This is a genomic window from Leptodesmis sp. (assembly GCF_052746595.1).
Genome location: NZ_JBRAGO010000024.1, coordinates 1,301 through 14,743, shown reverse-complemented (window position 1 = coordinate 14,743; position 13,443 = coordinate 1,301). Strand labels below are relative to the sequence as shown.

Genomic DNA, 13,443 nt, shown 5'->3' with positions numbered 1-13,443 from the left:
CCACAGGAGGCAGATATTTTATCATACTGGAAGTCTTGGGTTAAGTTCATAGTCAAACTCACTAATCGGACAGGTTGGAAAAGATTACTTTAGCGGAAATCTTTGCCAAGATTGTGGTGGGTCAGGACCTTTTACAACAGCAGGAGCAATGACGCAGGTTTCGTTTGAAGCATTAGTAGCAGGCGCAAATTCAGGACAGGACTTAATTAGTTTTCCCACAGATACAGTTCCCGCTCTCGCCGCGCGTCCCGATCGGGCCAGTCTGATCTTTGCAGCCAAACAACGCAGCCTGGATAAGCCTTTGATCTTAATGGCTGCAGAGGTCAAAGAGCTATGGAGTTATGTGACGGGAAGTTCTGAAGAACGCCAGATCTGGCAACAGATAGCCGATCGTTACCTACCCGGTGCCTTGACGCTGGTACTACCAGCCAGCGATCGAGTGTCTCCCGAATTGAACCCCAAAGATCCAAGCACGATTGGGGTACGAGTGCCGAAGCACCCGATCGCCCAGGCCATCCTGTCTCGCACGGGGCCGCTTGCCACTACCAGCGCTAACCTTTCTGGACAACCTGCCTTACAAACCATGGCCGAAATTGAGGCGCAATTTCCCCAGGTCTTGACCCTCTCCCCATCCGAACTGCAAGTCTTACAGTCAACGTCTCCTCTGACCCCATCTTCTTCTTCCTCCGGAGTTCCCTCTACAGTTGTACGGTGGACTGAATCAGGGTGGGAGGTGTTACGTCAGGGAGCGGTGGTATTGGACGAGTGAGTGGGTGAGCCGGTAAGCAGGCTATCCTGGGCAAGGAAGCGGTTTTATTGAGATGGGGCTGGTAGCAGGATGAGCGGGATAAATCTGGTCTGGCTAATGGTTGGAGTGGGGTTAGGTTGGGCGATCGCTCAGCGATTTTCCGGGAAAGCACAGAGTAGTTCACCTCTGGGCAAGGAGCCAGCGATCGTTCACCCCAATCAAGCTCTGGACAAGGGGGATTCAGTACGACAACTGGAACTGGCCTATTACAATCTGGCTGAAATTACTCACTATAAAAGCGGGTTTTTAGCCCGGAGTTCCCATGAATTGCGATCGCCCCTAAGTGGCCTGATCGGGATGCATCAACTGGTTCTGGAGCATCTATGCGACAGTTCTGAAGAAGAACGAGACTGCATCAAGCAAGCGAATGCCTCTGCCCTCAAGATGGTGGAGGTTCTGGATAACATTATTGATGCCGCTAAACTTGAGCATGGCACCTTGCAAGCCCAGATTCAGCCTGTTCAGCTTGCTCCCCTCTTACAAAAAGTCTACCGTCTTACCCATCTACAAGCCCAAAATCGCACCATTCGTCTGCATGTTGCCGCACCCGATTCAGAGGTATATGTTCTGGCGGATCCTCAACGTCTGCAACAGGCATTAGTACGATTAATTGACACCACCATTTCAGAATTGAAGGATGGTGAGATTCATTTATCAATTCAGCCCAGTTCTAACGAGCAAACGGTTTGTCTGGCGATCGATCAACCCGTTGCGCTGGAAACCTGGAGTGATCCGATCGGCTGGATGCAGCAAAATCCTGCCTGGAAAGAGGTAATTTATGGGATAGGATTACCGGAAAAACGGGTGACTGCAGAACTGGCCCATGTGCCCTTTCCATCCCCAGGGTTTAGTTTGCTGCTGGCCCAAATTCTGCTTCAATCCATGCAAGGTACTCTGAAAGTGATGCCATTGCCAGATCAAGAAGGTGCTCAAGGGGTGGGAAAGGCAGCAGCGATCGCTCCTCAAACCCGCCTTGAATGCATCCTTCCCCGGTTAATTCTGGAAGATGAATAGAAACCCTAAATTCATTTTTTTAAATAGAGTAATTCGGAACATTAAGAGGAATTTGGGTAGAGTTTTATAGCGCTCCCTAATGGGTATGTTAGCTATATCGACCTCAACTCTTTCCTATGTTGAAACTTGCCTGCTGTCTTACCTCGATTGCCCTGATTACAGTTCCTTGTTTGGCAACCTCTGTCTTTGCAGAATCATCTTGCTACATGGTGACTTCATCAGGGCAGAAAGTTAATTTAGGTTCCATGTGTTCAAACCGAGATGCCACTGCCCCTACAAGAAACTCAGCCCCTGGTTATCGCCCTCAAACTACTGAGAGAGTTTCACGAACCACAGTTTATGGTAGCACTCTAGTCCAGGAGGGAAGAGGGGGACGCGTCTTCAACGGTACGGCTGAAGATTATCATTACCAGATTTGGGCTACATCCAATAATTCTGGCTACCGTTTGGTGGTCTGGAGAGAGCAAGACTTTCCTGACGGGCCACCCGTGGCATCTTCATTAGTGTTCAAATCAGTAGGAGCCGCTTTAGACTACTTCGATTGCAACTATACGGACAAATCAATTCCAGCCTGTCCAAGAAACAGCAGACAAAGTTACTACGATGCCATTCCCCGGCAAACAATTACAAATACTATCACTGCGCCTACTTACAGTACTCCCAGGTAGTGAGGATCTGGAGAAACCGGGTTTCTTTTGCAAATGCCAGGTGCCATCGAATAACCTGGCTAGCAACCCGGTTTCTTAGACCCCACCTATCGGAACATACTGCTGACCGAGCTATCTTCATGGATGCGCCAAATCGCTTCTCCCAGAAGATTAGCAACAGAGAGTACCGTTAATTGAGGGAATCGCCGTTCTTCCGGAACAGGCATGGTATTGGTCACGATCACCTCTTCAAAAATGCCACTGGACAGGCGTTCAATTGCTGGAGGTGAAAAGACCGGATGAGTCGCGCAGGCATAGACCTGGCGAGCGCCTTCTTTCTTCAACAAACGAGCAGCTTCTGTAATTGTGCCTGCTGTATCGATCATGTCATCCACCAGCACGGCTGTTTTACCCTTGACATCCCCAATCACATTCAATACTTCGGCCACATTGTGAGCCTGACGACGTTTATCGATGATGGCCAGGGGTGCATCATCCAACTTCTTGGCAAAGGCACGGGCACGGGCAACCCCTCCCACATCTGGTGACACCACCACAATATCTGAAAGCTGCTTGCTGGCCAGATAATTCAGCAGGACTGGAGATCCATAGACATGATCCATCGGGATATCAAAATAGCCCTGAATCTGAGCCGAGTGGAGATCCATGGCCAAAATCCGACTAGCTCCGGCCTGGGTAATCAGGTTAGCCACCAGCTTGGCCGTAATCGATTCTCGTCCGGCAGTTTTGCGATCGGCCCTGGCATATCCGTAGTAAGGAATCACGGCAGTAATTTGTCTGGCGGAAGCCCGACGACAGGCATCAATCATGGTGAGCAGTTCCATGAGATGGTCGTTGACTGGGCGACAAGTGGGCTGCAGCAAATAAACATCACAGCCGCGAATCGATTCCTGGATCTGGATATAGAGTTCGCCATCGGCAAATCGCTTGCGAACCATCGGGCCTAGATCAACTCCCAGATAGCGAGCGACTTCCTGAGAGAGTTCAACATTGGCAGAACCAGAGAGTAACCGAAGTCGAGTGTTGTCGTTAAGCGACGGTAAACTGATAGGCTGACTGAGCGTGGCAGTGCGGATCACAGCATGACCTCAAACGCGATCACGGCAATATTATCATTGAGCTTTACAAACATCTCCCCGGATTTCCCGGAGATAGATTAGATTTTACTGACACTGAAATCAGCCAAAAAACTTGAAAAAAATTGCTTAAACAAGCCGTAGGGGTATAGATTCAGAAGTCTAATGTAGTAGAAGATCCTCTGTTCAGGTAAAAGAGCCGATCGCTTTCTTCAACTTTTTTGACCTTTTTCTTTAGGATGCAAATTTTTTAGCGCCCCACGGCAGGTTCTGCCAAACAATTCCTCTCAACCCGGATAGCTATTCCTCTCAACCCGGATAGGATGGGGATATGATGAGTGAACTCTAACCGTAACTTTAGGCTTTCCCTTGCGCCTTGTCTAGCTAATTGGGAGATTGAGGATGAGGGATTGGAGTGAGCAGTGCGGTAGACAGGGTTATGGGAAAGACAAACCGTGACCTGGATGATTGGCTAACCAGGGGAATTGAGAAATATGAGTTTAAAGGATCGGATTACGGAAGATATCAAGCTGGCGATGAAAGCCAAGGATAAGGTGCGGCTGGAAACGGTACGGAGTATCAAAAAGTCGATCTTAGAAAAAGAAGTCAGTGTGCGTCCCAGTGGACAGGAAAGTTTGACCGAAGAGCAGGAAATGGAAGTTTTGGTACAACTGGCCAAGCAGCGGCGAGATTCGATCGCACAATACCAGCAGGCTGGACGCATGGATCTGGTAGAACAGGAGACTCAGGAATTGGCAATTTTGGAAGAGTATCTACCCAAACAACTCTCTGATGCTGAAATTGGCCAGATCATTGATGACTTGATCCGCCAGGTGGGTGCTACCTCTGCCAAGGATTTGGGAAAGGTCATGGGGCCTGCCATGCAACAACTGAAAGGCAAAGCAGATGGTAAAAAGGTGCAGGACATGGTCAAAGCCAAGCTATCAGGAAGTTAAAGCGAAATTAGAAAAAACATAGAACAGGTCAGTTATGCGTCCGCCTCTGCCCATTGGCACTATTTTGCAAAATCGTTACCGTGTCCTTAGTATCTTGGGCCAGGGTGGGTTTGGCCGTACCTATCTAGCCGAAGATCAGGGACGGTTTAACGAACGCTGTGCTTTAAAGGAGTTAACTCCGGCCCAGGGTGGAGCCTATGCCCTCGATAAATCCAGAGAACTGTTTCAGCGAGAAGCGCAGATCCTCTACCAGATTCAGCATCCCCAGATTCCCCAGTTCCGGGCTAATTTCGAGCAAGATCAGCGGCTGTTCCTGGTTCAGGATTACGTGGAAGGGCAAACCTATCGTGCTCTGCTGGATCAGCGGAAAGCGCAGGGAACGGCCTTTTCGGAAGCTGAAGTTCTGCAACTGCTGCGGCAACTGCTGCCTGTGCTGGCCTACATTCATGGTCAGGGAATCATTCACCGGGATATTGCCCCAGATAACATCATTCTGCGTCAGAAAGACAGTAAACCTGTCCTGATTGATTTTGGTGTCGTCAAGGAACTGGCGACCCGCTTTCAAAGCATGACCACGGGGATTGTACAACCGACTACCGTGGGCAAACCTGGGTACGCCCCCAGTGAGCAAATGCAAACGGGAAAAGCTTATCCCAGCAGTGATTTGTATTCTCTGGCGGTTACCGCTGTGGTGCTGCTAACCGGACGAGAACCCCAGGAACTGTTTGATGACTCGACGATGACCTGGTACTGGCAACGCTGGGTAACGGTAAATCCTAATTTTGCCCAGGTGCTGAACAAGATGCTAAGTTATCGACCGGGCGATCGCTATCAATCTGCAGGTGAAGTCCTGCAGGCATTACAATCTGCAACTAACCCCACGCCACTACCGTCCCGCCAACAGGTTGCCCCTCTTGCAGCATCTCCTCCTGCGACTCCCCCTTCACCCACGCCAACTCAGTTTTCTCAAGCCAATACCGTACCTGTGGGACGCAAACCTGTAGCAGAAGTGCGCCCTGAACCTGTTCCCCAGCGTTCTGTTCCCCAGATTATTGAGCCACCCCGGAGTTCGATTTGGGATGATCCCCTGGCTATTATTGCGACTGGATTAGGGTTAGTGATTTTAACTGGGCTTGGCTCCTGGCTAATCATGCGAGCCATTCTCAACAATAATGCTTCGGAACCCCCTCCGATTTCTACGCCTGTGCCCCCAACTCCCACACCATCTCCCACCTTTACCCCGATTCCTATCCCTACACCTACCCCTACTCCTTCTCCCAATCCTCCCCCACCTGTCAACAACACCAGACGATTGGATAATCTGTTTCCCGGTGGAACAGTCAGCCAAAGTGGTACCTTACAGGCAAATGAAACCATGACTTTCATTGTGGCCGGACAGCAAAATGAAACTCTGGAAGCAGTCTTGAGTGGTAGTGGGGTACTGATGACGCTCTACGGCCCCGATAACCGACCGATCGATAACCGGGCACGACGAGTTTCTTTCTGGAGCGGACAACTTCCCTATAACGGTGACTATTTTATTGAACTCAGACTTGTTCAGGGAGTGGATCAGGGCAGTTATCGAATTGATGTCAGCCTTGATCGCTACAATCCTCCTCCCCCGCCGACCTATCCTCCCTTTCCCCCAACTCCGGTTCCTCCTTCTCCTGTCAATCCCGAAATTAATGAGATTACTGTTCCAGTTCCTCCTTTTAACCATTCCTATAGCAATCGCATTCGCCAAAATGTAATTAACCGTTATGCTATCCCGGTGGTAGATGGAAAGAAGCTAATAGCCCAGGTGTCTGGAGGAGCATTCTTGCGGGTGTTTGGCCCAGACAGTCGGATTATCAGTGACAATAAAGCGACTTTCTGGCAAGCTCTCGTAGGCACAGATCGCGAATACAAACCGGGAGTCTACCGAATTGATGTGCTGGGACAACGGGGAACCAACTATACTCTGACCTTGACCCAGGAAGACATAGACTTGACGAGGCCAACTCCCCGACCTCTTTAGCAAGTTGCGTATTGCTTCTTCATCAAGCTGAGTCAGGTCATTCAATCCATTGCTTGATTCAATCCATTGTTTAAGGAGTACAGGTTGAACGCAATATTAATCGCTGGAACGGATACTGACGCTGGAAAAACGGTGTTAACGACGGCACTGGCGGCGTACTGGCAGAAGTACGGTCGGTTCGATCGCCTGGGAATTTTGAAGCCCGCTCAAGCTGGGATTGGTGATAGTGAACTATACAGCCGTTTATTTCATCTCAATGCGGCTGACGTTGCTCCCTTACGGTTTCAGGCTCCCCTGGCCCCTCCCCTGGCGGCTGAACGAGAAGGGCGATGGGTGGAGTTAGATAAGGCATGGCAGGCATTTGAATTGCTCCGGCAACAGCGAGATTTTGTTCTGGTAGAAGGCTTGGGCGGTTTAGGCTCTCCTGTCACTTACGAAACGACCGTGGCCGACCTGGCCTGGGACTGGCGATTGCCTGCGGTGCTGGTAGTGCCTGTTAAGCTAGGGGCGATCGGACAGGCAGTGGCTAATGTTGCTCTGGCTCGTCAGACTCGGGTTCACCTTAAGGGGATTGTCTTGAATTGCCCTCAACCTTGTACAGATGAAGAGATAGAAAGCTGGGCACCTGCCGCTTTAATTCAATCCCTCACTGGAGTTCCGGTGTTGGGATTGATTCCTTACCTGCTAGATGCAACCAACTTAGATCAATTAGCAGCTGTTGCCTCTAATCTGGAACTGGAGCGCCTCATCCCCTTCCCTGCATCAGTGACGTTTTAGCCAATTTCTGAGAAGAAAATTACCTCTTATGGGCTTAATTTCCCGCAGGGGTGGGTTAAGCTAAAGTTTCTTACACATAGACAGGCTTGATTGACAAAGCCTGTCCCTACGATTCACCGTATATCCTTTTCTGGAAATCACTTTAACCAAACAGCGACTGCACAAAACCAGGAGCCAACCACAAGCCGTAGGCAATCCCAAAAACAGCCAGGGTAATTGCCAAAGTTAATCCATAACCCACACACATCAGTAACCCATCTGCTTCCAAAGTGGCAACGGACAGGATCAAGATACCTGCTGTGGGAATGGGGTTCGTAAATGGAATCGGCAACATCAGCAAGAACGCCAACCAAGCCATGCAAAGGCCATTCAGTTGCCATGCATGATGACTGTGAGCAATGCTGCCCATGCGGGGACGAGCTACTTTCTCTAAGATCCCCGTTAACTTGTGCAGATTGGTTAACAGCGTTTTACTGAGCCATTTGGGGAACTCAACCTGGGCGATGCGGGAAGGTAACCAGGGCGATCGCCGTCCAGCCGCCATTTGCAAAGATAGAATCAGACAACCGCATCCGAGCGGCCCTGCTAATCCAGGTGGCATGGGCAGCAGGAAGGGTAAGGCAAATAATCCCATGACCAGGCTAAACCCGCGTTCCTTGGTTTCCGTCAAAATATTGTTCAGAGTCAGCGGTCTTTCGGCCAGCAGTTCTAGCAACGCTTTCAAGTCTTGGGAAAATCTCAGATGCATGGACGGTGGACAGATGCAGCTATTTTTCGATCCTACAAAAGCGCGTCGTCTGTTTCCGCTTCCGAGAGGCAGATTCACTAGATTTTTATGGAGAAAGACGTTTCGCCGAAACGTCTCTGCTCCTATCCTCTTTAATCATCTGTACTGAAATAGTGATCCAGGAAATTCAACGCGTGGTTACGAAGCTCGTAATATTCAGGGGAATTGCGGATTTGCTGGCGATCGCGGGGATGGGGGAAGGGAACGTCCAGAATTTCCCCAATTTTGGCGTGGGGGCCGTTGGTCATCATCACAATGCGATCGGACATATAAAGGGCTTCGTCTACGTCATGAGTCACCATCATCACGGTCTGGCGATGGTTTTCCCAAATATTTAGCACCTGCTTCTGCGGCTTGCCGCGCGTCAGGGCATCCAGTGCACCAAAGGGTTCATCCATCAGTAGCATTTTGGGACGCAGGGCCAGAGCGCGGGCAATGCCAACTCGCCGGCGATCGTCGCTCCTGCGCCCAGCAAAAATTCTCGGCGTGTCCAAAACGTCTTATTCATTGGAAATTAGTGAGGAGTGGATAGTGAATAGTGGATGGTGGCTAGTTAGTCATTGGTCATGTGCAAAGGACGAATGACAAAGGACAACTCTTAAATCTCAACTCTTAACTCCTAACTGCTGCCAGACGGCGATGCGTGACCAAGGTTTGAATCTGGCTGAGGGCAAAGTCGAGCAGTAATCCAGTAATGCCAATCACCAGAACCGCCAGAAAGACAGAGTTTAAGTTCAGGCGACTCCATTCATCCCAGACGAAGAAGCCAATGCCGATGCCGCCAGTGAGCATTTCTACGGCCACAATCACTAACCAGGCAATTCCCAGACTGATACGAAGTCCGGTAAAGATATAGGGCAGGCTGGCAGGCAAGATAATTTTGTAGGTCTGCCGCCACTTCGGCATTTCCAGCACCCGTGCCACATCCAGATACTCACTGGACACACTGGAGACTCCCAGAGCGGTATTAATAATGGTCGGCCACAGGGAGGTAATGAAAATCACGAAGATGGCAGAGGGATCAGCCAGATTGAAAATGGCTAAGGCGATCGGCAACCAGGCCAGTGGCGACACTGGCTTGAACACCTGAATGATGGGATTAAGCGCCAATATCATGGGGCGAGACATGCCGATTAAGAAACCAACTGGAATAGCGACTAAAGCTCCCAGCAGGAATCCCAACAACACCCGTCGTAGACTGGCCAACAGCAACCATCCCAACCCCAAATCTCCTGGCCCTCGTTGATAGAAGGGATTCAGGATGAAGTCAAGATTATTGACCAAGGCTTCTGGTGGGGTGGGCATGAGATCTTGACGCATCAATGCGATCGCCCACCACAGCACAATAATTCCTAAAAATCCCAGAGCAGGCAGCAGTACAGTATCTTGCAGTACCAATAATTTGGAACGCTTCCAGGTAGTCTGAGCGATCGCAACGAAAATCGCTGCTCCATAGGCTCGGATGCAAGTACAGAAACTGAGCAGTACTGCCAAGAGACACTGACGAGCAATCGCATATCAAAATGCTGGCTCACCAGTCCTCCCTCAATGCCGACGGAGTTAGCTGACGGACTAGGGCTGAGAGCTGCCCTCCTGCACGGTTCGCCCCAATAACACGGTTAACACGGTTCCCCCACTTCACACCTGATCCTGAAGGACTAGTCATCAGGTGTGGATTAGGCTGACTGACTCAAGTTGTTCACAGCAATTTAACACATGCACCTGGGAGTTTGACAACCTTCCCTAAGTGGGAGTTGGGAATTCAGCCTAGAGATTTGTCTGGGGATGGAGAGGGAAAGGGGTGAAGGAGTGGAGAGGGGAAGGGGTGGAAAAGCCGTGTCGGCAATACGTCTGTATGAGGAGGTGGAGGTGAGAAATGGGGGGCGATCGCAGTCAATCTTTTAAATCAGCATGCAGCTAGATGCAATATGTAACCGAGTTTCAGCATAATAGCCAGTAGCACTACTCAAATTTGAGAGTTGATGGTTAGTTCTGGAACCCCCAAGCCTAAAAGTCGTTTGGCGACGTGGTGGGAATCGCTTACCCCCCTGTCGCGTGTGTTAGCTATTGCCCTGGCTGCCCCCCTGACCGTTTTGAATGCCTGGGCCTTTTCATCTATTTTTGGCTACTTTCAGTCGATGCTGGTAATCCTGATCGTGGCCTCGCTAGCGGCATTCTTGCTCAACTATCCAGTAGCCTGGTTACAATGGCGAGGGATGCAACGTGCCCAGGCGGCGATCATCGTGTTTCTGATGGCACTGGTAGGGGTGCTGGTGTTGGCCGTGACCCTGTTACCTCTGGCGATCGCCCAGGCACAACAACTGGTGGCTCGTCTGCCGGAATGGTTTGACTCCGGACAACGGCAACTGGTGATGCTGGATCAGCGCTTCACAGACATGGGGTTGCCGATCAGCCTGGACGGCATCATTTTGCAAATCAACGATCGCTTAAAAGGACAACTACAAACGATCGCTGGACGTGCCGTGAACCTGACCTTAGATCTGGCTGTGTTTACGGTGGCCAAAGTAATTGACGTATTGCTGACGGTGATCTCCACCTTCTATCTGCTGCAACACGGAGATGAAGTGTGGGACAACCTGATTGGCTGGCTTCCCGTACGGATTCAGCAACCTTTTTCTAAAACCCTGCGGCTGAGTTTCCAAAACTACTTTCTAGGCCAAATCATCTCTTCCACCTGTATGGCCATTGGGCTAATCTCTGCATTCTTGTTTCTTAAAGTCCCTTTTGGTCTCCTATTTGGACTGATTATTGGGCTGATGGCTCTGGTTCCCTTTGGCGGTTCCGTGGGGATTGCCCTGGTCACATTGCTGGTGGGTTTGCGGGATATTGGTACGGCGGCTCAAGTATTGGCTATGTCTGCGATCGTGCAACAGATTGTCGAGAATGGCATTGTTCCCCGCTTTCTGGGCAGTATTACAGGCTTGAATCCCTTCTGGGTGTTTGTGTCGATTTTGACGGGAGCAAGAGTGGGGGGTCTCCTGGGAGTGGTGGTTGCCGTTCCCACTGCCGTGTTGGTGAAAGAAGCTCTGGAGGCAATTCGTTCCACGCGTAAGGCGATCGAGTTAACAGCCAATGGCGAAGTTGCTCATCATACTGCGATCGCACCTGAAGCTGCCGTATCTTCTGCTGAGCCAAAAGTAGAGGCGGCTAAGGAAAAGGTTCCAGAGGAAGTTTAAACTTTGTCCAAGTTCAGAACCGGAATTTTCTGATCGGAAAACGACCGTTCTCTAGCTGGACTTGGTTTAAGTACAAAAACTCTGACAAAACTCCAGCGCTACAGACAGGTCACTCGTTTGCTCAGGATAAGCTATTTCAGGACGGGCAATCACGATCAATTGCACTCCCGGTTCTACTGCTACCTGGCGTTTTACATCCTCTCTGCCTGCTGTCCCCGATGCCTTGGTCACCACCATTGATATTTGCCACTGCTGCCAGAGTGCCCGCTCCAGATCTGCTGAAATTGGCGGGCGCAGGGCAATCATTCGGTCTGGAGTAAAACCCGCTGCGATCGCGGCCTCCAACGCGGTCACGGATGGCAAAATCCTGGCAAACAAAACAGCCCGATCTTGCCAGGGTTTGAATCGTTCTAAAGAACGGTAACCAGTTGTCAGAAATACGCGCTGTCCAGCCAGGTAAGAACTGGATAGAAGCGACTTGAAGCTATCCAGGAGGAGGGGGGAATTTGGGATTTTAGATTTGGGATTTGGGACTTGGGATTGTCCTGAGTCAGCTGATTTGCTGACAGTGGGTAGCTGGTGGCTGGTACTAGCTGTTGAGGCATGACGAATGACCGATGACGAATGGCTTTCTGGATTCCATTGCGGTCTTTCATAACGTAAGTAGGGAATTTGCTGGTGCTTGCAGGTTGCGATCGCTAGCTGAGAAATCTCCACGGCAAAGGGATGGGAGGCATCCAGTACAGCCACAATGTTGTATTGCTGCAAAAATTGGGGGAGGGATGCTGCAGTCAGGCGATCGACTCAAACGAACCCAAATGGCCCATCGGTATAGAGATTACGAGCGGATTCGGTTGTCACACAGACAACATGGGAAATCTGCTGCTGAGTCAGTGCCCGTGCCAACTCAGCACTCTCCTAAGTTCCTCCAATTAACCAGATGTGGTTCTGTGCTTTCATCCCTGGCAACCTGCTCCTGTACCTCCAGTCGCTAAAATAGATGCAAGCCACTCACGTTGAGAGGAGTATCAAGATTTATACCCGTCCCCTGGCCCGATTAATTGAGCAATTTCAGCATCTACCGGGTATTGGCCCCAAAACCGCCCAACGGTTAGCTTTGCACATTCTCAAGCGCCCAGAAGAAGAAGTAAAGGCACTGGCGATGGCGTTAATGGAAGCCAAAACACAAGTAGGCTACTGTTCTGTGTGCTTTCATTTGTCTGCCGACCCCGTGTGTGAAATTTGTCGCGCTCCTAACCGGGAAAATAGTGTGATCTGCGTAGTTGCTGATTCCAAGGACGTAATTGCCCTGGAAAAGACCCGTGAGTACCGGGGAAAATATCACGTTTTGGGTGGTTTAATTTCCCCAATGGATGGGATTGGCCCTGATCAACTGCACATTCAGTCCCTGGTGCGTCGTGTGAGTCAACAAAACATTGAAGAGGTCATCATTGCCATCAGTCCAAGTGTGGAAGGCGAGACGACGACGTTATATGTAGGACAACTCCTAAAACCTTTTACCAAGGTGACTCGCATTGCCTTTGGCTTACCTATGGGTGGGGATCTAGAATATGCAGATGAAGTGACTTTAGCGAGGGCACTGGAAGGACGACGGGAGTTGGATTAGTTGAGAGTTGAGAAGTTCAACTTAACTGGTAGAAGTAACGTAAACTTCGTGTGTCCAACACCGCTATTGACCAGAATAGTGGCACCAATATGGTCCACTAACTGTTTCACAAAAGCCAATCCCAAGCCTGTTCCATCGGTGTGCCGGCGAATATTTTGAGGAACACGATAATATGGCTCAAAAATGAACGGGATCTGATTAGCGGGAATTTCTACGCCGGTATTTGTTACACATAAAGACAACTCCTGTAACTGCAGCGTCGCCGACAAGGTAATCGTCTCCCTAACAGGAGTATATTTGCAAGCATTGGTGAGCAATTCAACCAGAATGTGCGTTAATGCGGATGAATTTGTTGTAATGCAAGGCAACGTGGGGGAAAGAGCCAGCTTGAGAATTTGTTGCCGCTCCGTTGCGATGCTCCAGAATGGCTCAATGAGAGAAACTAGCCAAAGATGTAAATCTCCGATCGTCTGCAACCCTGATGACGCTGAGGAGCAACCACCCGTTGCTACAGCC

General features: G+C 50.2%; 13 protein-coding genes and 1 riboswitch. Of the genes, 7 read left to right on the top strand and 6 right to left on the bottom strand.

All coding sequences use genetic code 11. The features are described from left to right. Nucleotides 1–148 precede the first annotated feature (148 nt). Nucleotides 149–769 (top strand): L-threonylcarbamoyladenylate synthase, encoded by a 621-nt coding sequence (locus tag ACUVQO_RS07485; protein WP_445925262.1) that lies wholly within the window; start codon nucleotides 149–151, stop codon nucleotides 767–769. 69 nt (nucleotides 770–838) lie between these two features. Then, nucleotides 839–1,822: a sensor histidine kinase gene (locus ACUVQO_RS07480; protein ID WP_445925261.1), complete on the top strand. Its 984-nt coding sequence runs from the start codon at nucleotides 839–841 to the stop codon at nucleotides 1,820–1,822. 754 nt (nucleotides 1,823–2,576) lie between these two features. Here ACUVQO_RS07480 and ACUVQO_RS07475 read toward each other — a convergent pair. Continuing rightward, the gene (locus ACUVQO_RS07475; protein ID WP_445925260.1) at nucleotides 2,577–3,569 is read right to left on the bottom strand and encodes a ribose-phosphate pyrophosphokinase; all 993 of its coding nucleotides are present in this window, start codon (nucleotides 3,567–3,569) and stop codon (nucleotides 2,577–2,579) included. A gap of 491 nt (nucleotides 3,570–4,060) precedes the next feature. On the opposite strand from ACUVQO_RS07475, the gene ACUVQO_RS07470 reads away from it, so the two are divergent. The 3 genes from ACUVQO_RS07470 (at nucleotide 4,061) to bioD (ending at nucleotide 7,316) form a co-directional block, all read left to right on the top strand. Continuing rightward, nucleotides 4,061–4,522, top strand: a complete 462-nt coding sequence (locus ACUVQO_RS07470; RefSeq protein ID WP_445925259.1) for a GatB/YqeY domain-containing protein — start codon at nucleotides 4,061–4,063, stop codon at nucleotides 4,520–4,522. A gap of 34 nt (nucleotides 4,523–4,556) precedes the next feature. Then, nucleotides 4,557–6,539, top strand: coding sequence for a protein kinase domain-containing protein (locus tag ACUVQO_RS07465; protein WP_445925258.1), 1,983 nt, complete (start codon nucleotides 4,557–4,559; stop codon nucleotides 6,537–6,539). Between the two features lie 84 nt (nucleotides 6,540–6,623). Then, a complete protein-coding gene (bioD, locus tag ACUVQO_RS07460; protein WP_445925257.1) occupies nucleotides 6,624–7,316 on the top strand; it encodes a dethiobiotin synthase in 693 nt (230 codons plus the stop codon). Between the two features lie 142 nt (nucleotides 7,317–7,458). On the opposite strand, the gene ACUVQO_RS07455 is transcribed toward bioD, so the two are convergent. From ACUVQO_RS07455 to ntrB, 3 genes are all read right to left on the bottom strand, one after another. Further along, nucleotides 7,459–8,064, bottom strand: coding sequence for an exopolysaccharide biosynthesis protein (locus ACUVQO_RS07455; protein WP_445925256.1), 606 nt, complete (start codon nucleotides 8,062–8,064; stop codon nucleotides 7,459–7,461). 131 nt (nucleotides 8,065–8,195) lie between these two features. Next, nucleotides 8,196–8,597 carry a hypothetical protein gene (locus tag ACUVQO_RS07450; protein WP_445925255.1) on the bottom strand — a complete coding sequence of 134 codons (402 nt, stop codon included), beginning with the start codon at nucleotides 8,595–8,597 and terminating at the stop codon, nucleotides 8,196–8,198. Between the two features lie 118 nt (nucleotides 8,598–8,715). Continuing rightward, nucleotides 8,716–9,597 carry a nitrate ABC transporter permease gene (ntrB, locus tag ACUVQO_RS07445; protein WP_445925254.1) on the bottom strand — a complete coding sequence of 294 codons (882 nt, stop codon included), beginning with the start codon at nucleotides 9,595–9,597 and terminating at the stop codon, nucleotides 8,716–8,718. A 41-nt stretch (nucleotides 9,598–9,638) separates the two neighbouring features. Further along, nucleotides 9,639–9,796, bottom strand: a riboswitch (cyclic di-AMP (ydaO/yuaA leader). Nucleotides 9,797–10,085: 289 nt separating this feature from the next. Here ntrB and ACUVQO_RS07440 point away from each other — a divergent pair. Continuing rightward, nucleotides 10,086–11,300, top strand: a complete 1,215-nt coding sequence (locus tag ACUVQO_RS07440; RefSeq protein WP_445925253.1) for an AI-2E family transporter — start codon at nucleotides 10,086–10,088, stop codon at nucleotides 11,298–11,300. Between the two features lie 66 nt (nucleotides 11,301–11,366). Here the strand turns inward: ACUVQO_RS07440 and cobK are convergent, their stop codons facing one another. Continuing rightward, nucleotides 11,367–12,095, bottom strand: coding sequence for a precorrin-6A reductase (gene cobK, locus ACUVQO_RS07435; protein ID WP_445925285.1), 729 nt, complete (start codon nucleotides 12,093–12,095; stop codon nucleotides 11,367–11,369). Nucleotides 12,096–12,300: 205 nt separating this feature from the next. On the opposite strand from cobK, the gene recR reads away from it, so the two are divergent. Continuing rightward, nucleotides 12,301–12,927, top strand: coding sequence for a recombination mediator RecR (gene recR / locus ACUVQO_RS07430; protein ID WP_445925252.1), 627 nt, complete (start codon nucleotides 12,301–12,303; stop codon nucleotides 12,925–12,927). On the opposite strand, the gene ACUVQO_RS07425 is transcribed toward recR, so the two are convergent. Beyond that, nucleotides 12,924–13,443 (bottom strand): sensor histidine kinase (locus tag ACUVQO_RS07425; RefSeq protein ID WP_445925251.1); only part of this gene is annotated, 520 nt, incomplete at its 5' end. The two genes, recR and ACUVQO_RS07425, sit on opposite strands and share 4 nt — an antisense overlap.

Coding starts and splice junctions, on each gene's coding strand:
- recR (WP_445925252.1), top strand. CDS start 12,301: ATGCAAGCCACTCACGTTGAGAGGAGTATCAAGATTTATACCCGTCCC.
- ACUVQO_RS07465 (WP_445925258.1), top strand. CDS start 4,557: ATGCGTCCGCCTCTGCCCATTGGCACTATTTTGCAAAATCGTTACCGT.
- ACUVQO_RS07485 (WP_445925262.1), top strand. CDS start 149: ATGACGCAGGTTTCGTTTGAAGCATTAGTAGCAGGCGCAAATTCAGGA.
- ACUVQO_RS07455 (WP_445925256.1), bottom strand. CDS start 8,064: ATGCATCTGAGATTTTCCCAAGACTTGAAAGCGTTGCTAGAACTGCTG.
- ACUVQO_RS07470 (WP_445925259.1), top strand. CDS start 4,061: ATGAGTTTAAAGGATCGGATTACGGAAGATATCAAGCTGGCGATGAAA.
- ACUVQO_RS07440 (WP_445925253.1), top strand. CDS start 10,086: ATGGTTAGTTCTGGAACCCCCAAGCCTAAAAGTCGTTTGGCGACGTGG.
- ACUVQO_RS07480 (WP_445925261.1), top strand. CDS start 839: ATGAGCGGGATAAATCTGGTCTGGCTAATGGTTGGAGTGGGGTTAGGT.